Consider the following 20,423-nt stretch of genomic DNA (forward strand, 5'->3'; position numbering starts at 1 on the left):
AAAACCCTCCCAAAAAGGAGGGTCTGCTTTATTGATCTAATAGTTTTTCCACACGCTCCCGCATCTGCGGCACACTCAATCCGATAATCACCTGAAACGCCTTCCCGTTTCTGACGACGCCGTGTGCGCCAAGCGCGCGGAAGACACTGTCGGGTTCGACCTTTTTTTCATCCTTGACGCTGACTCTGAGGCGGGTGGCGCAGTTTGTGACCTCGGTGATGTTGTCTTTTCCGCCTAACGCTTCGATGTACAATGCAGCGGTTTCATCTGCCGTTTCTGTAGCGGAGGCTGTTTCGTCCTTTTTGTTTTTTCTTTCTCTGTATTCTTGTTTCGAATACAGCTTTGTTTCCTGCTGATCGTCAATTTCCCTTCCCGGTGTGGCAATATTGAATTTGAGAATCAGAAATCGGAAGACGAAAAAATAAATTGCAGTAAATGAGAGACCAATCAGAATTTGATACACATACGTCATACCATGGCTGCCAAAGAGCGGAATCCAGTTCAGGGTAACCGCCTCAATTAACCCGCCCCCCATGTTTCCGACAACACCGGCCATATACATGACCGTCGACATTGTCGCGGCGAGTACGGCGTGAACCGCAAATAGGAAAGGAGAGATGAATAAGAAAGTAAACTCAATCGGCTCTGTGATGCCGGCGACGATCGCCGTGAGTGTGACAGGAATCAGCAGGCCGGCGACAAGTTTTTTCTTTTCCTTTTTGGCTGTTACATAAAACGCGAGCGCAATTCCCGGAATGCCGAAGATTTTCGAGTTGCCGTGGAGCGCGAATCCGCCTTGCGGGAAGAGCTCCTTCAGCGGTTTGGCGCTTTGTGAATATTCACCAAGGTGCTGCGCCCAATACGTGACGATCCCGCCTTCCGCCACAGCCGGGCCGTAGATGAACGGCGTATAAATAAAATGATGAAGACCGGTCGGAATCAAAATCCGTTCCAATAATGTGTAAATCCAAACGCCCACCGCCCCGGAAGCGACAAGAAAGCTTTGAAGCGACCCGATTCCCGTTTGGACCATCGGCCAGATAAAAGACACGGCCAGAGCGACCGGAATCATAATGAAGAAAGAAATCATGACGATATACGTGGAGCCTTGAAAGATGCCGAGAAAATCAGGCAGTTTTTTATCAAAATAGCGGTTATGCAAAAATACGACAATGGAAGAAATAAAGATCGCTCCAATAATGTTGGTATCAAGCGTTTTAATACCGGCAATCATCGTTAATCCGCTCGTTCCGCCGACCTCTTGATTCATATCGACGCCAAAGGCGCCTCCCCAGACTGTCAGGATCGAGCTGACAAAATAATTAAACGTTAAATAAACCGTAAGCGCTTCCAAGCAAGCGCGCGCCTGGGCTTTTTTCGCCAAAGCGACTGGAATGCCGATGGCGAATAAAAGCGGCATTTGATTAAACACCGTCCAGCCGCCTTGCTCAATGATATACCAGCACTGATACCAAAACCCGTCAGGATCAGCGAGCGGCCCCATCAGGGTTTCGTTTTTGAAAAGCGTGCTGACACCCACGATAATGCCGGCGAACGCAAATAATAATACAGGCACAAACATCGCGCTTCCAAAGCGCTGGACTTTTTGCATCATACCAAAACCCCCTGCTACTCAATGTCGTTTTTTTCAGCTTCTTTGTAATCAACATATGCGCGGAACAATGCTTCGCCAACGAGAAAAAACGGCGCAAAAGCGACAATTTCTTTTTTATCACTCAATGTCACGGGCTTGCTTGTCGCATAAAGATTATGCGGCGTGAGCTGGGCGAGGACATTGTTTTTCAAATTCGTAATGGAAATAAAGGGAACTCCCTTTGCCGAAAGCATCCTTGCCTGCGGAATCAGCTCAGGCGTTTCTCCGGACAGCGAAATGATGATAAACAGGTCATTCACCTTAAAATCATCCTGCATCTGGTCAAATTCATTTCTGCCCTCAATTAAAATCAGATACTTATTGAGAGGGATAAACATTCTTTGCAAATCATGGGCGCATATCTTTTGCGCCGTTCCGGACCCGTATACGAAAATGCGGTCCGCTTCATCAATCAGCTGGCACATGTCCGTCATGTCCTTTGTTCTAATATATTTCAAATTTGCTTCAATATCATCCAGCAGCTTTTGAAAACTCATACTCTCGCCTTCTTCCGGCTGATCTTCCCACTTCAAAAAAACGCGAAATTCACTGTAGCCGCTGAAACCAAGCTTTTGGGCAAGGCGCAAAATCGAGGAACGCGATACGCTGCACGCTTTCGCAAGGGCATCGATTCCAAGACGATAGCACGTGCTCTTGTGATTCAATATATATTTCAAAATATGAAAATCATTGTCATTTAATTTACTGTAATGCTGATTAATCAGTTCTTCAAGCTGCATATCATATCCCCCCATTTTCTTTCTATTATATACAATATAGATTTCGAAAATGGGGGATTTTTCAGTTATGAGATACGGCTCGGGCTTTGATCAAGCTCAGGCCAGAAATCTTTGTTGGCCTCCAATAAATCTTCGAGAATAAGCCTTGCCACACGGGCGTTCGGCACTGTTTTTGAGAGAATGAGCGCCTGCCATAGCTTTTGGAAGGATTTTTCCGTCCACGCCTCAACTGTCAATTTCTCAACTGATACCTGCTGTTCCATCAGTCCTTTTTGGAATTGCGGAATGTTTCCGACTGTGATCGGTTCAGGCCCGTTTGAACCGACGATACACGGCACCTCTACCATTGCTGTCGGGTCAAAGTTTGCGATTGCCCCGTTATTTTCAACAATTAAAAGCATTCTTTCACCTGTATTGTAGGCAATGGCGCGGGCAAGATCAACGATATATGATGCGTGATCATCGATTTTGATGTCGCTGTTTTTCGAGGACTGCTCGCGCGTGATCATATCACATTGGCTGAAAATAAAGGCTTCGCGTCCTTCCATGACTTCGTTTGCCCGCGTATGGTTCGGATTTGATTTTTTCACCATGTCATCCGGGAACAGATAATATTGTAAATACGTATTCGGCAATGTGTCCGGATCGGCGGCCTGCACGTCACGCGCTTTTGCGAACGTGTCATTCCAGCTCGCCTCCACCGCCTCGGACTCTGCGTTCGGAATATATCCGTACTGAGACACATGTTCCTTCAGCTTCGGCATTAAATCATTGCCCTCTTGATCCTGAATGGATGTCCACCAGCCGAAATGATTTAATCCATAATACCGGACCTTCATTTCTTTTCTTGAGGACAGGCCGAGAATTTGCGCCATACGGTCTTCGATACCGACCGGCATATCACAGATGTTGAGGATTTTTGAGTTCGGTCTGAGGCGTCTCGTTGCTTCAGCCACAATCGCCGCCGGGTTGGAGTAATTCAGCATCCACGCATCTGGCGAGTATGTTTCCATGTAATCTAATATTTCAAGCACGCCGCCAATTGAACGCATACCGTATGCGATACCGCCCGGTCCGCACGTCTCCTGGCCCACAACTCCGTACTTCAGCGGAATTTGCTCATCAAGCGCACGCATCGCGTATTTCCCTACCCTGATGTGTGCCATGACAAAATCAACGTCTGTAAATGCTTCTTCCGGGTCAGTCGTTGCTGTAAATTCAATTTCGGGTGCTTTTTCCCTGATAAAAACGTCACAGGCCCCCGCGATCCGCTCCTGTCTTTCCTTATCATTGTCATACAGCTTCAGCTTTCTGATCGGAAACTCATCCAAATGGTCCAAGAGCATCAGAACAATCCCGGGAGTAAATGTGCTCCCTCCGCCCGCTATTACGATTGAGAATGATTTTTTCTTCATATGACGACCTCCTTGATAACGTTTACATTTTATTTATATCATGTTCCAGCTTGTCTTGTAATGCTTTTGGCACACTTAGGTCATTTGATCAGTTTTAGTTTTTTTTCCCATCGAGCGGGAAATTTCTCACTTATCTATCAGTTCAACAAATTTGATTTTTTTACCTTTTTGTAATCTCAAAGTCTCACCATCTGTGAAATTTGAGTGAATATACGCCCTTCCAATTCTTATGAAAAGGTTCTTTTGTACGATTCGGATACATGCCGAATTATTTATAATCATTTATATAAAACATCCATTTGTGCGTTAATTTAGGAAAGGCAGGGGACAAAAGTTGGACTCACATAAAGTCATCGAGCTTGCAAATCAGTACAGTGCAGCCGCAGAAGAGGTCAGAAGCTCAAAAATGCTCCTTGACTCCCGGTTATCTGCATTGGGCGATGCTTGGCAGGGAAAAGCAAGAAACACGTTCGACCAGGATTTCGAGGAAACAAAAGCCGCCTACGATCAGTTCGAACAGGAGCTGCTTGAAACAAGCCAGGAACTTAAGGCAGCAGCCGTAAAAATAGAAGAACGAAAAGCTGAGATTGCCAGAATGGAAGAATTAGAAAGAAAAGCAAGAGAGGAAAGACATAAACTCAAGAGGTGAATAGCGTGTCAGGAAACATTGCAGTTGATCCGGATAAGCTTGAACAGCTGGCAAATGATGTGGTCACAGAATTAACTGATATGGAAAACAAATATAAAGATTTGCATGCGGAGCTGGGACAGCTGATTTTACAATGCGATCCGCGCTACAGCAGCTGTTTTTCGGGGGTTGGGGATGCTTGGAGCTCAGGAAAAGCACTCGTCAGCAAGCTGAGTGACAATGAGATATTCATCAGAAAAACGGGCGATAAATTTGTTGAGCAAGACAATATTTTACGAAAGCTTTATAACGCTTACGACAAATACGGAACGATGACAAGCTTAACCGCCCTGATGCTGACACAGGGAAAATATTACGGATTAGGGCTTACGAAATTTGTGAAACAGCCAAGCGGCTTGCATACCGCCCAGCACTCAAAACTTCTATTGGATATTTCCAGAGCTGTTGACAGCTCGCGTTATCAAAAAGCGGCCAGAGTGCTTTTGAATCCTAAATATTTGTTTAAAAAGACTAACCGGCCATTTTCGGATTTGGTACATAAAAAATTTACAAAATACTTTCCTCAGGATACGGTGGATTTTTCAAACAGCGTCAGGAGCTACACAAAAGGATTTCTTAATGAGGCCGGCGTACGCTCAACTTTGAAGGATGTCGGAAAAACAGGATTGAAATTCGCGAAAGGAAATGCCATTACCGCCACACTGATTACCGGTGCGACCGAAACGTTCGGAGCGGGCTTGAAAATAGCTGAAAATTACGCGAAATACCAGGACAAACCGGAAGTTCTCAAGCGTGAAAACGCCAAGGCCGTCGGGAATGCTGTGAATAATACGATTTTTGTTGCCGGCGGTGCCACAGCTGGTGCTGTCATCGGCGGTGCAATCGGAAGCTTCGCAGGACCTGTGGGTACTGTCCTTCTTGGGGCAGCAGGTTCATACATTGGCGGAGTCGCCGGAGAACAAATCGCCAAATATACAGCCGGTTTTGCCGAAAAAGCAGCCTTAAAGCTAAAAGAACCGATCCATGCTGTCGTTGATACAGCCAAAAAAGGGCTGGAATCAGCCGGCAAAGTCGTCAAATCAGTGAATGACGGCATAGATGCGGCAAATAAAACGATACATAAAGGAATAGACAGCGCGAAAAAAGGAATGGAAAAAGCAAAGAAAACAGCGGATTCGCTTATACACGGCGCAACCCATTTCCTCAAAGGGAAACTTTCATTTGGATAGGAGAATAAACAATGAAGCAGTTTACGATCAGCATAGAAGAACTCTTATTTTGTTTTTACAGCGAAGGGTTTTTTGAACAGGGAATGGCCTTGAAGCAGGCCTATTTTCCGGAAATAGAAGATGAACAGCTCGGCGCTTTGTTCGAAGCAGCTTGCCGCTCACTCTTAGCTAAGGATGCAGCGGAATATCGGAACCATCAATATCGGTTAAAGGACGAGTACTGTCCGTTTATCCATGTATTAAACGACGCTGACTATACAGTGAAGCTTTCTAAATTTAACGGGCAAGGCGCCGAACAGAATGTGTCCTGCCATGTATCAAAATTCGGCACCTACTCTCACGAACTCCTTTTTGATGAACAAGTCCATCGCATGACAAAAATGGAATCAAGTGAAGGGTTACTTGCTAAGACAGATGAGTTTTTACATATAATAGATACAGAGGATAAAAGAGAATCGATTGTGACATTGACATCAAATGAATTTGAAAAGCTCTTGGAGGGCGCTTCAGACAACCCTTCATATCTAAAAGAGTTCCTTGAAAAACATGACCACCAAGAGGACGTTACCCGATTTGTAAATGATCTGGCTTTGCGGAAAGGGAAAATGGATACACTGATGCGTCTGGCATATGGCAAAGATAACACTCCTGAAGTGGCTGACATGGCATTTGTCCTGCCGGGGGCCCACCATACTTGGCTTGTCACAGGCATCACCCAGAATGAATTTTCTATCCTCCCTGCTCATAAGGATGTTGTAAATCAAATCATTTCAAAATGATAAGAATTGAATGAACAAAAGGAGAAAAGCATTGAAAAACCAAGAAATCATTGAAGTCAAAAGCAAAATGTTCCTGAGAATATGGGCTTTTGTCGGATCTGCCGGTATGGGATTAGCATGTTTGTGGCTCTTTTATATGGGTATTACGTTTCAAACGAAATATTACCTATTAGCCATTCCTGCTGGCTTTCTGTTCACCTTGTTTTGTTTATATTTATTTATCATCTTCTTTCCGGCTTTCACCCCGCGGGGAAATACCATTTTCCGTATCAAGACAGGAAAAGATGGAGAAGTGTTCACTGACAAAGTGTCTGTTACGTTTACTGATATCAAGAAAATTGAGATGAGCCGCTATAAATTTAGTCTAAAAGGAATTTTCCAGGAAGATATATTAATCCAAACCGTTGATCAGAAGACCATTCGCATTCCCACTTGGAACATCATTCCGAATCCGTTGTTTTTCGAAGCGGTTGAACGCTATATCCTTCCCCATCTGAATGAAGAGGCGAAAAGCAATTGGATCGGCCAGTTTACAGACATCCAACGCAGTGCGTATTTGAAGGAATTTGAGAATCATCCGAAGCTTTAGGGGCAGCACCATGATTGAAGTAAAAAGCATGATGTTTCTAAGGGCTTGGCTGTTTCTCGCCACAGGGGGCGCTTTTATTGCTGGAGTGTGGCTGGTGTTTGAAGCTCTCACATTTGAATCTAAGTATGCCCTGCTTTATTTGGGCGGAGGATTAATGGCGATCGTTTATGGATTAATCACATTTTTTATGGCTTTTCCGGCGTTCACAAGCCGGGGAAATGTCATTTTCAGCGTAAAGACTGGGCCTGATGGCGAGATCTTCTCGAGAAAGCGCAGCGTGCTGTTTTCTGAGGTAAAACGGATTTATATGGGACGGTATCATTACAGTTTGAAAGGGATCTTTTTTGAGGATATGATCATCGAGAAAACAGACGGCAAGGTTGTTCGCATCCCTACCTGGAATATTATCGCGTATCCTTCGTTTTTCGAAGCGGTTGAACGCTATATCCTTCCCCATCTGAATGAAGAGGCGAAAAGCAATTGGATTGGGCAGTTTACGGAGGGTCAGCGAAACACGTATTTGAAGGTGATGGAGAATCAGCCAAAGCTTTAACAGCACTCCTCCTTTATAATGAAAGTGAAAAGCAAGTTGAGGGGTGCGCGTGATGCTGATGACCATTCTATTATTTCTCGCGGCGGGGCTTGCCGAAATTGGCGGCGGGTATTTGGTTTGGATGTGGCTGAGAGAAGCAAAGCCAGCCGGCTATGGGATCGCCGGAGCGCTGATCCTGATTGTCTACGGCATTCTTCCGACGTTTCAGTCCTTCCCTTCCTTCGGCCGTGTATACGCCGCTTATGGCGGGGTATTCTTCGTGCTTGCGGTTCTATGGGGATGGCTTGTCGACCGAAAAACACCTGATCTCTATGACTGGATCGGCGCATTCATTTGTCTGATCGGCGTCTGTGTGATTTTATTTGCCCCGCGCGGATAACAAAATGGCCTGCTTATAAAGCGGGCCATTTTTGCTTAATCCTCTTTTAAGTTGGTCAGCTGTACTTCATGCTCCTGCTCAGGTTCGTCCAGCGGATAGATTCTCGCTGTTCCGTTTTCTTCATTCACGTGCTGAATGTAAATAGGAACGCCGTTATATGTTACTTTCTTCATGTCGGGAGATTCTACAATTTCTTTCGCCCTTTGACTATTCATTCTAACACCCTCCTTCATACATAACGTTTCCATTTATTGAAAGAAATATGCTTTATGATTCAGCGGACAAGTTGAATTTTTTCAGCCGTTTGTAGAAAGTGCTCCGGGGGATCCCACTGATTTTGGCGGCTTGAGAGACGTTTCCTTTTGCGGATTCAAGCGCTTTGATGATGATATCTTTTTGGATTTGCTCACGAAGGGTCAGCGCGCCGGCAGCAGCCGGCTTTTTTTCCGTCGGGATGATCGGCAGTCCTGCTGCTTCCAGTAAATCGGTAAGCGGCTCATCCCTCAGCCTTCCGTCCGGAAACCTAATGGAAAGGCGTTCAAAGACATTAAACAGCTCGCGAATATTCCCCGGCCACTTCCATTGCTTCAGTACGTCCAAAAAGGCAGGGGGAAGTTCGCCAGGCCAATGATTTTTCTGTTTGTAGTACTGAAAGAGGTCCGGAATATCCTCGGGGCGTTCGCGTAAAGGAGGAAGCTCAATCGGATAGACATGAAGGCGGTAAAACAAGTCCTCTCTGATTTTCCCGCTTTCGGCAAGCTCGCGCAAATCACAATGTGTGGCGGCAATGACTCTGATATTAACCGGAATTTCTTTCGTTCCGCCGACCGGCGTAATCTTGCGTTCCTGAAGCACCCGCAGAAGTGCAACCTGCATCGAGTGGGAAATTTCTCCGATCTCATCTAAAAATAAGGTGCCTTGATTCGCCTTTTGAAAGGCGCCTTTGTAGCCGTTTCGTTTCGCTCCCGTAAAAGCGCCCTCCGCATAGCCGAACAGCTCGCTTTCAATCAAATCAGACGGGATCGCTCCGCAATTGACAGCAACAAACGGGCCGTGCCGCCGCTCGCTGTTCTCATGAAGTGCGCGGGCCGCGACTTCCTTCCCCGTACCAGTTTCGCCCGACAGACAGACCGTTGCATCCGCCGCTGCCGCTCGTTCAAGGCTCTTCAGCATCGCTTGCGATCGGACGCTTTGCCCGATAACTCCGTTGAATCGAAACGCCGTCTTTTTCTTTTGTTCCGAGAGATAAAAACAAGTGCCGCTATCCCCCATGGTGACGGCTTTCTCGATTGAAAAGCCCCGTTCCTTCAATTCATACAGGTGCCTGCCCTGCCAATCCGGCATTGAGGTTCGAATCGCTTCACTCGCGCTGATGATATGCTGTTTGGTATTGCAGAGCACCATCGGCACACGTGATGCGGCTCTATCCGCAAAACGGCTGATCAGCTCCAGCTCTTTCTCACGGCTTTTAGCTGCGAGTTCCCGTTCAGCGGCATAGGCAATCGCCGTGGCAATCCCGAGCATATGAGGATGCGCGCCTGCCGCCGGGCATGATATGTCAATTACACCCGCAAGGCTGCCATCCTCATGGTGAATCGGAGCGGCTGAACAGTTCCAAAGATGGGAAGCGATAGAGTAATGCTCTGATCCTTGTATTGCAACCGGCTCGCTGATGTGGAGCGCCGTGCCAATCGCATTTGTTCCGACAGCCGTTTCCGTCCAGCATGCCCCTTCGACGAAATTGATGCGTTTAGCTTCATAGAGCGCGCGGGGATGGCCGTCTAATGCCAGGACAACACCATCTGAATCAATTAACAGCGCCATCATTTCCATTTCTTTTATGGCAGGCAGCAGTTTGTCGAGATAAGGCTGTGCGGTCGTCAAGAAGAATGAATGCTTGTTTGACTGCTGAACCAGCTCCGTTTGCTGTAAAACCTTCGGACCTTTTTCTAAATAAGGATTGACCTCAGCTTTTTTGCAGCGATGCCATGACTCGGCGATCCGTTTTCTTATTCGGGCTTCATCAAGCACACCGTCTTTCACAAAACGTTTCCAGGTTTGCAAATCGTTTGGGACCGAATTCATTTCCTTGATCGCTCCTCCCTTACACGCCGTTTTCATCTATTGTAGGGGAAAAATAAAGCGCTTTCAACAATAAAAAAAGCCGGCGCACTCGCCAGCTTTTCTTGTTATGCATGCACCGCAAGCCCAATCGTGCTTAACAATGCTTCGTGCAGTGTTTCCGACAGTGTCGGATGGGCGGCGATAAAATGCTCCGCCATATCTGCCGTCATTTCTCCGTTCATGATGGCAGCCGCCTGGCCGATAAGCTCGGTCACATCCGGTCCGATCATTGAGACTCCGACGATTTCGCCGAATTCCGGTTCCGCCACGATCTTGACCTTTCCTTCCGCTTGGTGTTTGATGAGCGCCTTCCCGTTTGCGGCAAAAGGAAATTCACCAATCTGTACATCTCCGTAAACGTGTCTTGCCTGTTTTTCCGTCAATCCGATACACGCGATTTCCGGTGATGTATAGATGCAGCGGGGCACATGTTTCTCATTGATTTTGACATCCCTTCCGGAAGCATGAGAAGCAGCGACGATGCCCTCGTGGAAAGCCGCATGCGCCAGCTGAATGCCTCCGATTGCGTCTCCGCACGCATAAACATGAGGCACGTTCGTCTGCATGTGCCCGTTTACCGGAATGCCTTTTGGAGAAAAATCAACTCCGGCCTGCTCCAGCTGTAATCCGTCAAGACGGGGTTTTCTGCCGATCGCCACCAGCACATAATCGGCCTTCGTCTTAAACTCACGCTGTCCGCTTTTCCATATCGCCGTTTTGGCTGCTTGATCAACACGCTCTAATCGGGAGGAGGTGTGAACTTCAACTCCGTCTTCCTCAAGCTTTTCCTGAAAGAGACGGGCGATATCCTCGTCCTCTGCCGGGATCAGCTGGCCGGCCGTTTCAATGATCGTCACCTTCGATCCAAGTCTGGCGAACAATCCGGCATACTCGCAGCCGATCACACCGCCGCCGACAATCACAAGCGAACCGGGAATTTCAGAAAGGCCGAGTGCATCTTTGCTGTCGATCACCCATTTGCCGTCGAACGGGGCAAAGGGCAGCTGGATCGGCTCTGATCCGGAAGCAATCAATATTTGTTCAGCCTCTCTGATTTCTTTTCCGCTCTCCCCTTCGATTAAGAGCTTCTTGTCAGAAAGAAAGGAGGCCTCTCCCTTCACGACTTGTATTTGATTTTTTTTCATTAAGTACTGTATGCCTTGGACAAGCTGGCTGACAACCTGCTGTTTTCGGCTCTGCATTTTGTCCCAATCAACCGATATTGCACCGGGCGGGAGTTCAATTCCGAAGCGCCCGGCATGTTTGATTTTATCGAGCACATTTGCGCTTTCTAACAAAGACTTCGTCGGAATGCAGCCTTCATTCAGACAGGTTCCTCCAAGTGAGCCTTTGTCAATGAGCAGCACCTTTTTTCCCTGCTGTGCCGCTGAGACTGCTGCCGCATAGCCCGCTGGTCCCCCTCCGATAATGGCTAATGTCATGTTCTCACCTGCTTTTCTATAAAATTAACGCTGCCGGTTCCTCCAAATATGTTTTGATCGTCTTCAGAAATTTTGCTGCCGGAGCGCCGTCACAGGTTCTGTGATCAAACGTCAGGCTGAGCGGCAGTATCGTACCTCTGACAATCTCCTCCCCTTGAAAAACCGGCGTGTCATAGCTTGCTCCGATGCCGAGAATGCCTGTTTCCGGCGGATTTAATATCGGGGTGAAATGCTCGACTCCAAAAGCGCCAAGATTTGTAATGGAGAAAGTGGAGCCTTGCAGTTCTTCGCTCCCCGCCCGTCCCTCGCGTGCTTTTTTGGCGTTTTCTGAAATGGTTTTGGCCAGCTCAATCAGCGGCAGTTTTTCAGCATGACGAATGACAGGGACAACCAACCCTTTTTCAAGAGCAACAGCCATTCCGAGATGAACATGAGGATGTGTGATAATGCGCTCATTTTTGTAGAAGCTGTTCAGCATAGGGTGTGATTGGAGAGCGAGCACCGCAGCTCTTGAGACAAAATGAGTGATCGTCAATTTCGTGCCGTGCCGTTCCTCCGCTGTCGGCGAAAGCTGTTTTTGAAGAGCTCCCAGCTTAGTGATATCAGCCTTCATTGTAATCGTCAGCTGGGCGCTGTTTGCCAAGCTTTCCTGCATTCTGGACGCGATCACTTTTCTCATGCCAGTAACTGGCATTTCCTGCGCCTTTTGTTCGGAAACTGGCTCAGCCTGTTCCCTTTTTTGTTCAGAAAGCGCCTTTGTGACATCATCCTTTACGATTCGTCCGCCCGGTCCCGTGCCTTTCAGATTTTTCAGGTCTAACCCTGCTTTTTCCGCTATTTTTCTGGCGACTGGAGAAATTTTCAGTCTGTCTTTTTTAGTGTTTGCGGGTTTGTTCTCCTGTTTAGGAGGCGGGGGATTGGCTTGCCTGCTAGCTTCAGCGGCTGGCTCTTTCGCCTCTTCCTGTACCGATTCATTAGCGTCCCCGATGTAGCAAATGGCCGTACCGGGCGGAACCTCTTCCCCTTCTTTCACCTTAATATCAATCAGCGTGCCCTTTTCAGGCGCTTCGATGTCCATTTCAATTTTCTCCGATTGAATGCTGGCAATGCTTTCTCCCTTTTCAACCGGGTCGCCTACTTTTTTATTCCATATCGATACTTCCCCTTGCTTCATCGCCATTCCCAACTTTGGCATCACTACTTTGACCGCCATATGTGTCCCCCCTTTAATTCACTGCCGGCTCGCCAAGCAATTCAAGCGTAACGCTGACGATTTTATCTGGTGTCGGCAAATATTGGTCTTCAAGCACTGGCGAAAACGGCACAGGTGTGTGCGGCGCTGTAATCCGCTTAATCGGCGCATCCAGCAGATCAAAGCCTTTGTCGGCCACAATCGCGGCTATATCTGTGGCTATGCTGCATCGCGGATTGGCTTCGTCAATGATGATCAGCCGGTTTGTTTTTTCTAACGATGTGAAAATCGCATCCTCATCCAGAGGAGACAGACTGCGCGGGTCAAGCACCTCGGCTTCAATGCCTTTTTCTGATAATTGTGCTGCCGCTTCGAGTGCGGTATTGACCTGCTTGCCGATCGCAAACAGCGTAATGTCGCCGCCCTTGCGTTTGATATCCGCTTTTCCGAGCGGGATTGTATAATACTCTTCCGGCACTTCCCCTTTCATGTTGTAGGACGTTTTGTCTTCAAAAAAGAACACCGGATCGTTGTCTTCGATCGCCGCAAGCAGCAGACCTTTGGCATCATACGGATTCGACGGAACAACCGTCTTCAGCCCCGGAATGCTTGTGAAAAGGCCGTACAGCGTTTGGGAGTGCTGTGCCGCAGCCCGGAAACCCGCTCCGTATGTGGTGCGGACGGTAATCGGCACTTGCGCTTTTCCGCCGAACATATAGCGGAATTTTGCCCCTTGGTTGATGACCTGGTCAAAGCACGTGCCGATAAAGTCGTTAAACATCAGCTCCGCAATCGGTCTCAGCCCGGTTGATGCCGCAGCCATAGCCGCACCCATGTAGCCCGCTTCAGAAATCGGTGTGTCCAGCACTCTTGTGCGCCCGAATTCCTGTACGAGCCCTTTTGTGACCCCTAATACGCCGCCCCATGCTTCGTCATCCTGCAAATGATCGACCGCCGCTCCTCCGGCTACATCCTCGCCGATCAACAGCACATTTTCGTCTCTTCTCATCGCAAGCTTCATCGCTTCATTGATCGCGTCTGACATGCTTATGACTCTTGCCATCTTACATTCCTCCTTTTTCATATGAGACATATACATCTGCCAGCAACTCTGATTCTTTCGGATATGGGCTGTCTTGGCTGAAGGAGACTGCTTTTTCAATTGCTTCATTCACGCTTTGTTCAATGTCTGCCAGTTTTTTTTCATCCGTCTCTTTTAACAGATAGTTTTTAAAGCCTTGAATGGCGTCCTTTTCTTCAAGGTGCTCAACTCTTTCATCCTTCGTTTTATAGGTCTGGGCATCCCCTTCGAAATGGCCGTAGTTTCGGTAGGTCATGCATTCAATTAAAGACGGGCCTCCGCCGTTTCTTGCTCTTTCTATCGCTTCCTCGGCTGCCTGGTAAACTGCTAAAATATCTTTCCCATCAACTGTAACCCCCGGCATGTTATAAGCAGCCGCCCGGTCGGCGATTGAATCACAGGCTGACGCGTACTCAAATGGGGTAGCTTCACCATAGCCGTTGTTTTCAGCAACAAACACGACAGGAAGGTTCCATACAGCCGCTAGATTCAGTCCTTCGTGGAAGGTGCCTTGGTTATTTGCCCCGTCCCCAAAAAAGCAAACGCTTACATTTTTGGTCTGTTTATATTTAGCCGTGAGCGCTGACCCGCATGCGAGCGTAAATCCGCCCCCGACGATTCCATTTGCCCCTAACATACCTTTATTGAGATCGGCAATGTGCATTGAACCGCCCTTGCCTTTACAAAGCCCGGTCGCTTTCCCGAAAATTTCCGCCATCATGCCATCCAGATCACAGCCCTTGGCGATACAATGCCCATGCCCTCTATGTGTGCTTGTAATGCTGTCGCCATCATCTAAGTGAGCGCACACGCCTACAGCTACCGCTTCTTCACCGGCATACAAGTGGACGAATCCGGGAAGCACTCCCTCTGCGAACAGTTCATGCACTTTGTCCTCAAAGCCCCTGATTTCCAGCATCTTTTGGTACATCCACAGCGCTTTTTCCTCAGTTAATGACAAGCCTTCTCGTTTTAACAGTTCCATTGTGTGTGCCTCCTTCTATTTAGGGTTCACCTTAATGAATGCAAGAAGTGTGCCAGCTATTGGATGCCCGTAAAATCAGTCTTTTATGTTGATACCATGAGACAGTTTGAGACAGGTGTCTCATTTTGTCTCGATCTGATCCGTTTGTCTCGTTTTATGGCATGCAAAAAAGACCGGGCATCACCCGATCTTTGACAAAGATCGACGTATTTATTTCCTCGGAAATCTTTTAACTGCCTAATTCCTCTGCATTGTTTGGCTGAATAGCTGTTTCCGGAAGAAAATCAATTGAATATTTGACATAACCGAAACCGCCGTCCCCGTCCTTCTGCATACAGTCTATCGTGCCGTTTGAGTATGTATATTCCTTTTCATTAAGTGTTTTTCTTACTGTTTCCGCCATCTTTGCAGCCTCTGTTTTTGATAACCCGCTGGCATCTAACTGAATCACCATACTCATAGGCGCTTTTTTTGCCAGCTGTTTGTTCCATTTTGTATCTAATGTGAACTGGCCGTTTTCAAGAATCAAAGCAGCGTCAGCTTTTATGATTTGCGGCACCTCTTTTGTCAGATCTGCTTCGATTTCTTTCGATGCTTCTTCATTTAAGTGTTTTGCTACTGATTCGGTATACGCTTCTTCAATTCCATCACAAGTGACTTTCGGATGGAGAAATCCCTTCGTACACATCGGATAGTGATGAGATTGGGTGTTTGCTTGAAAGACATATTCCGAGGTTTTAACGTTATATACCCCATTCGTGATCTTGATTTCTTTTTGAGGATAGGTTTCTTTCACATAAGAGACAAGCTTTTGCTCTGCGGTATTTTTCGTAAATGGATCACCGAAACATACATGATAGATGAATAGTCCGCATCCGAATAATGCAATGGCAAGCAAGCCAACCACAAGTTTTTTCATGTTCACACCCTTTTCTTCATCTGTACGTTCTGCAGTTCATGCTTTTCTTCAACAGCCCGATTCAGCGCTTGAAGCATGTAACCAATGCCTTTGTACGATGACAGAGGCCAGCTGATATTCTGATGTTCGTCAATGACGGTGTTTAGGACGTATCGGTGTTTTTTCCCGCCAAGCATAACAAGCTGTTCGATGTCGGAAAAGCCTTTTTCGTGAAATTGACGGCGCAGCTCGTCCGCTGCCATAATCTCCGGATGAGCGGTTCCAAAAGTGACATCGTAATTTTCGGGTACGATATCATCTGGGCGAAGGAATCCGTGCTTAGCCGACAAAATCACCCACTCATCGAAAAATGATGTCGCATATCGCTCGCACGCCTGATGAAACGGGCTGAGATAAGCGTCTTCCGCTCTTACCGGACCTGTATCTGGCCGGATGTCCCATATTTTTTTCTTGCCGCAGGGGATGATGCATAGTCGTTTCATTTTTCTCTTCCCCCTATTTCTGTTTCATATAATAGTTGAAATAACAAGCGCCCCTGTTTCATTTTCCATATCCCGGGCAGTTAGTTCCTCACATTATTGTGAAAGAGGCATTTGTTAAAATTTATTTTTATCTTTTCCCAAACCAGCTGTAAAAATCTCCTTTGATCATTGAATACATATATAAATCTTCAAATTTACCACAAGCGAATTCATAATGTCTCAACAAACCCTCTCTTCTAAAACCTTGTTTTTCTACTAGTTTTATCGATGGGATATTAGAAGGTTCAATAAGAGCTTCAACTCTTTCCAGCTGCAAGTGGTTATATCCATATTTGACAACAGCCTCTAATGCTTCACTGACGATTCCTTTTCTCCAGTAATCTTTGCTTAATTCGTACCCAACTTCAGTTCGATAATGTTTTGCAAGTCTGTTAAGAAATCCACAACTTCCTATTACGATGCCAGAATCTTTAAGTGTAATTCCCCATCTGATTCCTGTACCTTTTTCATATATGGATTTATACCACCTAATCTCTTCCCACACATCTTTAGTTGTTTCAAAGGGGTCTAACCCCATCGGCTTAACAACATCTTGGTCTGAAAGATATGGTAGCATATCTTTGGCATCTTCAAAGTTTACTTCTCTTAAACATAATCTTTTTGTTTCAATTATAGGAAATTCTTTCACCGTAAACTTCCCCCCCTTCATTGTTTCCGCACCATCTCCTGTTATTACCATGTATTTTATCTTATCCATTTAGATAAAAAAAGATAGCAAGGACAATTTCCCTGCTATCTTGATTCTTATAATACTTCAACAGCTTCTAGGCAGCATGTCTCCCTGAATATCGAGATGAAAATTTGCAGGAATAATCCGGCGCAATACCGCATTCACACCAGTTTAATGTCCCCACTTCGCTTCCACCTTGAATTGGAATACTTTTTACTTTGGCTCCGCCCCATCAAGATACTTCCTCTCAAATTCATCGAGCAATGCACGCACTTCATCTGTTGACTTTGTGTTCATGCATTGATTTCTTAATTCACTGGCCCCTCTGAATCCGCGGAGGTAAATCTTGAAAAAGCGAGGAAGAGGCTTGTACGGACGGGCTTCTAATGCTGAATATTTATCATGAAGATCCAGATGCAGCCGTAAGAGATCAAGCAATTCCTTGCTGCTATGCTCTTTCGGCTCCTTTTCAAAGGCAAATGGATTTGTAAAAATACCGCGGCCAATCATAATCCCATCAACACCGTATTGTTCAGCAAGTTTCAAGCCAGTTTGACGGTCAGGAATATCTCCATTAATAGTAAGAAGAGTATCCGGTGCCACCTCGTCACGAAGTTTCTTAATCTCCGGGATAAGTTCCCAATGCGCATCCACTTTGCTCATTTCTGATCTTGTACGCAAATGGATAGAAAGATTCGCAATGTCTTGTTTCAGTACGTGTGTCAGCCACTCACGCCATTCGTCCACATCTGTGTAACCAAGCCTTGTCTTCACACTTACAGGCAATCCGCCTGCTTTTGCGGCTTGTATTAGTTCTGCTGCAACCTCTGGACGACAAATAAGGCCGCTTCCCTTTCCATTTCCCGCAACATTAGGTACAGGACAGCCCATATTGATATCTAGACCCTTAAACCCTAATTCCGCCATACCAATACTCATTTGGCGAAAGTTCTCAGGCTTGTCTCCCCATATATGAGCTACCATTGGCTGTTCATCCTCTGTAAAAGTCAAACGGCCGCGCACACTATCCTTCCCATCCGGGTGACAATAGCTCTCCGAGTTTGTGAATTCTGTAAAGAACACATCCGGTCTGCCTGCTTCACTTACTACATGGCGAAACACAACATCCGTCACATCTTCCATTGGTGCCAGTACAAAAAAAGGCCGTGGTAATTCACGCCAGAAATTATCTATCATAACAAATTCAAATCCTTTCATTATGAATACCAAAAACCGATATCCCTAAAATAAAACAGTTCCTTGTCTGCTATACACTTATAGCATGATTAAGCTCTTTTTATCAATCGATAGTGAATTTTGTGATTAATACGTATAACTAGGAATGGAAAAGAAAAACTGACTAAGAAATGGAAGGTTAGATCTAGATTTCTATAGAATATTCATGGACAATCGGCTCTCACATACTTAGTATTGCTCAGATTACTGAATTGCGGAAACGAATAATTAGTTTTATTGAGTATATCCCATTTTAACTATCTTTAAATCAGTAATGTTCTTTTTTCGCTATTCTTCTCCTCTATTTTCCGACTACTAAAACTAAGATTATTGAAAAGGGAAAGAAGAGTAATTCGAGAAAAGACAGTCAGAGCAAAGACTGCCCATGAAAAAGACCCAGAAATCAGCACTGTTCATTCTGCCGAAATCCAGATCTAATTAAGATTTGTTTATTTTAGATAGACGACTTAAAACCAAGCCTTGCCATAGCTTCATCAATTGTCGCTGCCAGTCACTACTATATTAGACTCCAAATTTAGCAAGCTATAAAAGGTTATTGGTGCTCATCATAAAATCTTACATTCATATGATAACATGCTTTTATAAGTAATACTTTAAAAATCTAAACTGGTTTTTACCAGTACCTCTATCAATACTTTTTCCTTTTAATTTGTTTCCTGATCTTGCAATACCACCATTCACTTTCTTATTAAGTATACATGGTTTAGATCATCTATTACTTTATCAATATCTTTATAACTTACATTAAGGAATGCTCCTAATCAAATTTAGTTGCTGGCAAGAGAATGATACAGATCCTAAAAAGCAAGTATTTCAACTTAAAAATAGCCATCTTCTATGCCTGAAGATGGCTAATAAATATAAAGCAGTTTATTGTTAACCGATTTACTGACCATGCGATGACCAAAGAGTACTCACATCTAATATAGATTAGCTGATAATATATTACACTGATAGAGTTCTTAAATGAAGAGCTCCTTCTGAAATTGCCGAAAAAAAATACTTCAACTATTTCATGTATGTTTTTAAACAATATGATCTATAGAACTCTATTAATACAATAGAATTTGAATTTTGACTATTTTGCTAACTTATCTATATATCAATACCGTTTTCCCTAAACGAGTATTTCTATTATAAGTTCTATCTATAAATTTGTCTCCATTCTCTATTGAGTATGTATTATCAACTGGAACAATAAATTTATTCGGGTCAAATTTTTCTATTGACTTATTTAGATCATCAGATGTGCCGATGCAATTACCTATAATTGATAAGTTATTAATTGTTAGAGTAAGCATACTTTTGTGTATCCGTTCTGAATCAGTCTTCCTATCACTAGCTTCAACAAAATGTGGATGTTGATTTTTATATCCACATGTAATATAACGTCCGCCTTGTTCTAATAGATCAATTGCATTAATAAGATGTAAATCAAAATAAGGATCAAAGATTACATCAAATTTGCCCAAGTCGGAATATTCAGACCAGTCAGCTGCTCCTCTTTCTATTTTAAATAATCTTGTAGGAGAAATGAGTCTCTTCTCATCTTCTGACCAGTCTGATGTCGTGAGGGCTGTTGTTTCAATACCTTTTGAGATTAAACCATTTAAAATAAACATTGAAGTATTCGACCGTGAACTTAGAACAAGTGCTTTCTCACCTTTTTGAACACCTGTCTTCCTTATCATACTTGTGGAGGTCTGTCCTCCTATAGAATAGGAAGCTGCAATTTCATCATCCATAAAATCAGGGATACCTATCAGCTTAGATTTGTGTAATCTTAACCATCCTTTTGAAGCTTCGTTAGTTACAACGCCTGGTGCAACACTAGGGAATGGCGGTTCTGGATAAGCACAATCAGGGATAACTCTGTCTCCTATATCAAAGTGATCTACATCAGTACCTTTTTTTATGATTCTGCCGACAAAATCTGAACCAAAGAAAGCAAAAGGAAGTGAATCTACTCCTGTACTTCCAGCCATCTTCAAAGCCGATTTTAATATTAATGCTTTGTCTCTGTAATTACATGAAAACGCATCTACTTTAACTAGCACAAAGTTTCGGTTATCTTCATGATTTGGATCAAAATGTGGCTCGTCAACCTCCACTATCCCTAAATGTAAATCAGTACCCGCCAGATTCACTGGTGACAATAATTGTATGTCAGAATCTGAAACTAAATTAGTATTAATTAATGATAAAGTTTTCATTTTTGTCCCGC

20 protein-coding genes are annotated in these 20,423 nt (G+C 45.0%); 6 read left to right on the plus strand and 14 right to left on the minus strand.

Annotated features, from left to right (window positions below; all coding sequences use genetic code 11):
- Positions 1-28 precede the first annotated feature (28 nt).
- From malP to glvA, 3 genes are all read right to left on the minus strand, one after another.
- Positions 29-1,615 (minus strand): PTS maltose transporter subunit IIBC, encoded by a 1,587-nt coding sequence (gene malP / locus M1D69_RS16795; protein WP_458105454.1) that lies wholly within the window; start codon positions 1,613-1,615, stop codon positions 29-31.
- A 14-nt stretch (positions 1,616-1,629) separates the two neighbouring features.
- Positions 1,630-2,394 (minus strand): MurR/RpiR family transcriptional regulator, encoded by a 765-nt coding sequence (locus tag M1D69_RS16800; RefSeq protein WP_458105453.1) that lies wholly within the window; start codon positions 2,392-2,394, stop codon positions 1,630-1,632.
- Positions 2,395-2,459: 65 nt separating this feature from the next.
- Positions 2,460-3,809 (minus strand): maltose-6'-phosphate glucosidase, encoded by a 1,350-nt coding sequence (glvA, locus tag M1D69_RS16805; protein WP_458105452.1) that lies wholly within the window; start codon positions 3,807-3,809, stop codon positions 2,460-2,462.
- Positions 3,810-4,143: 334 nt separating this feature from the next.
- Here glvA and M1D69_RS16810 point away from each other — a divergent pair, with 334 nt between their 5' ends.
- From M1D69_RS16810 to M1D69_RS16835, 6 genes are read left to right on the plus strand one after another with little or no spacing between them, the layout of a single operon-like run.
- Positions 4,144-4,458, plus strand: a complete 315-nt coding sequence (locus M1D69_RS16810) for a WXG100 family type VII secretion target (RefSeq protein ID WP_458105451.1) — start codon at positions 4,144-4,146, stop codon at positions 4,456-4,458.
- A gap of 5 nt (positions 4,459-4,463) precedes the next feature.
- Positions 4,464-5,687 (plus strand): hypothetical protein, encoded by a 1,224-nt coding sequence (locus M1D69_RS16815; RefSeq protein ID WP_458105450.1) that lies wholly within the window; start codon positions 4,464-4,466, stop codon positions 5,685-5,687.
- A gap of 11 nt (positions 5,688-5,698) precedes the next feature.
- Positions 5,699-6,466, plus strand: coding sequence for a hypothetical protein (locus M1D69_RS16820; RefSeq protein ID WP_458105449.1), 768 nt, complete (start codon positions 5,699-5,701; stop codon positions 6,464-6,466).
- A gap of 31 nt (positions 6,467-6,497) precedes the next feature.
- A complete protein-coding gene (locus M1D69_RS16825; protein WP_458105448.1) occupies positions 6,498-7,055 on the plus strand; it encodes a YfjD family protein in 558 nt (185 codons plus the stop codon).
- Between the two features lie 10 nt (positions 7,056-7,065).
- Positions 7,066-7,608: a YfjD family protein gene (locus M1D69_RS16830; RefSeq protein WP_458105447.1), complete on the plus strand. Its 543-nt coding sequence runs from the start codon at positions 7,066-7,068 to the stop codon at positions 7,606-7,608.
- Between the two features lie 49 nt (positions 7,609-7,657).
- Entirely contained in the window at positions 7,658-7,987 is a 330-nt protein-coding gene (locus tag M1D69_RS16835) for a YnfA family protein (protein WP_458105446.1), read from the plus strand.
- Between the two features lie 35 nt (positions 7,988-8,022).
- Here the strand turns inward: M1D69_RS16835 and M1D69_RS16840 are convergent, their stop codons facing one another.
- The 11 genes from M1D69_RS16840 to M1D69_RS16890 all read right to left on the minus strand — a co-directional run bounded on the left by M1D69_RS16840 (position 8,023) and on the right by M1D69_RS16890 (position 20,412).
- Positions 8,023-8,202 carry a small acid-soluble spore protein H gene (locus tag M1D69_RS16840; RefSeq protein ID WP_003239795.1) on the minus strand — a complete coding sequence of 60 codons (180 nt, stop codon included), beginning with the start codon at positions 8,200-8,202 and terminating at the stop codon, positions 8,023-8,025.
- 52 nt (positions 8,203-8,254) lie between these two features.
- A complete protein-coding gene (locus M1D69_RS16845; RefSeq protein WP_458105445.1) occupies positions 8,255-10,072 on the minus strand; it encodes a sigma-54-dependent Fis family transcriptional regulator in 1,818 nt (605 codons plus the stop codon).
- 104 nt (positions 10,073-10,176) lie between these two features.
- Positions 10,177-11,553 (minus strand): dihydrolipoyl dehydrogenase, encoded by a 1,377-nt coding sequence (gene lpdA, locus M1D69_RS16850; RefSeq protein ID WP_458105444.1) that lies wholly within the window; start codon positions 11,551-11,553, stop codon positions 10,177-10,179.
- A 16-nt stretch (positions 11,554-11,569) separates the two neighbouring features.
- Positions 11,570-12,766 (minus strand): dihydrolipoamide acetyltransferase family protein, encoded by a 1,197-nt coding sequence (locus tag M1D69_RS16855; RefSeq protein ID WP_458105443.1) that lies wholly within the window; start codon positions 12,764-12,766, stop codon positions 11,570-11,572.
- 13 nt (positions 12,767-12,779) lie between these two features.
- Positions 12,780-13,808 carry an acetoin:2,6-dichlorophenolindophenol oxidoreductase subunit beta gene (acoB, locus tag M1D69_RS16860; RefSeq protein WP_458105442.1) on the minus strand — a complete coding sequence of 343 codons (1,029 nt, stop codon included), beginning with the start codon at positions 13,806-13,808 and terminating at the stop codon, positions 12,780-12,782.
- 1 nt (position 13,809) lies between these two features.
- Complete coding sequence (gene acoA, locus M1D69_RS16865; protein ID WP_458105441.1) at positions 13,810-14,811, minus strand: acetoin:2,6-dichlorophenolindophenol oxidoreductase subunit alpha; 1,002 nt, start codon at positions 14,809-14,811, stop codon at positions 13,810-13,812.
- 229 nt (positions 14,812-15,040) lie between these two features.
- A complete protein-coding gene (locus M1D69_RS16870) occupies positions 15,041-15,730 on the minus strand; it encodes a YfjL-like protein (protein ID WP_458105440.1) in 690 nt (229 codons plus the stop codon).
- 2 nt (positions 15,731-15,732) lie between these two features.
- The gene (locus M1D69_RS16875; protein WP_458105439.1) at positions 15,733-16,212 is read right to left on the minus strand and encodes a DUF6884 domain-containing protein; all 480 of its coding nucleotides are present in this window, start codon (positions 16,210-16,212) and stop codon (positions 15,733-15,735) included.
- Positions 16,213-16,339: 127 nt separating this feature from the next.
- Positions 16,340-16,900 carry a GNAT family N-acetyltransferase gene (locus tag M1D69_RS16880; protein WP_458105438.1) on the minus strand — a complete coding sequence of 187 codons (561 nt, stop codon included), beginning with the start codon at positions 16,898-16,900 and terminating at the stop codon, positions 16,340-16,342.
- A 255-nt stretch (positions 16,901-17,155) separates the two neighbouring features.
- Positions 17,156-18,139 (minus strand): tRNA dihydrouridine synthase, encoded by a 984-nt coding sequence (locus tag M1D69_RS16885; protein ID WP_458105437.1) that lies wholly within the window; start codon positions 18,137-18,139, stop codon positions 17,156-17,158.
- Positions 18,140-19,290: 1,151 nt separating this feature from the next.
- Positions 19,291-20,412, minus strand: a complete 1,122-nt coding sequence (locus M1D69_RS16890; protein ID WP_458105436.1) for an alcohol dehydrogenase catalytic domain-containing protein — start codon at positions 20,410-20,412, stop codon at positions 19,291-19,293.
- Positions 20,413-20,423: the final 11 nt, after the last annotated feature.

The organism is Bacillus sp. PK3-037, from assembly GCF_054161355.1.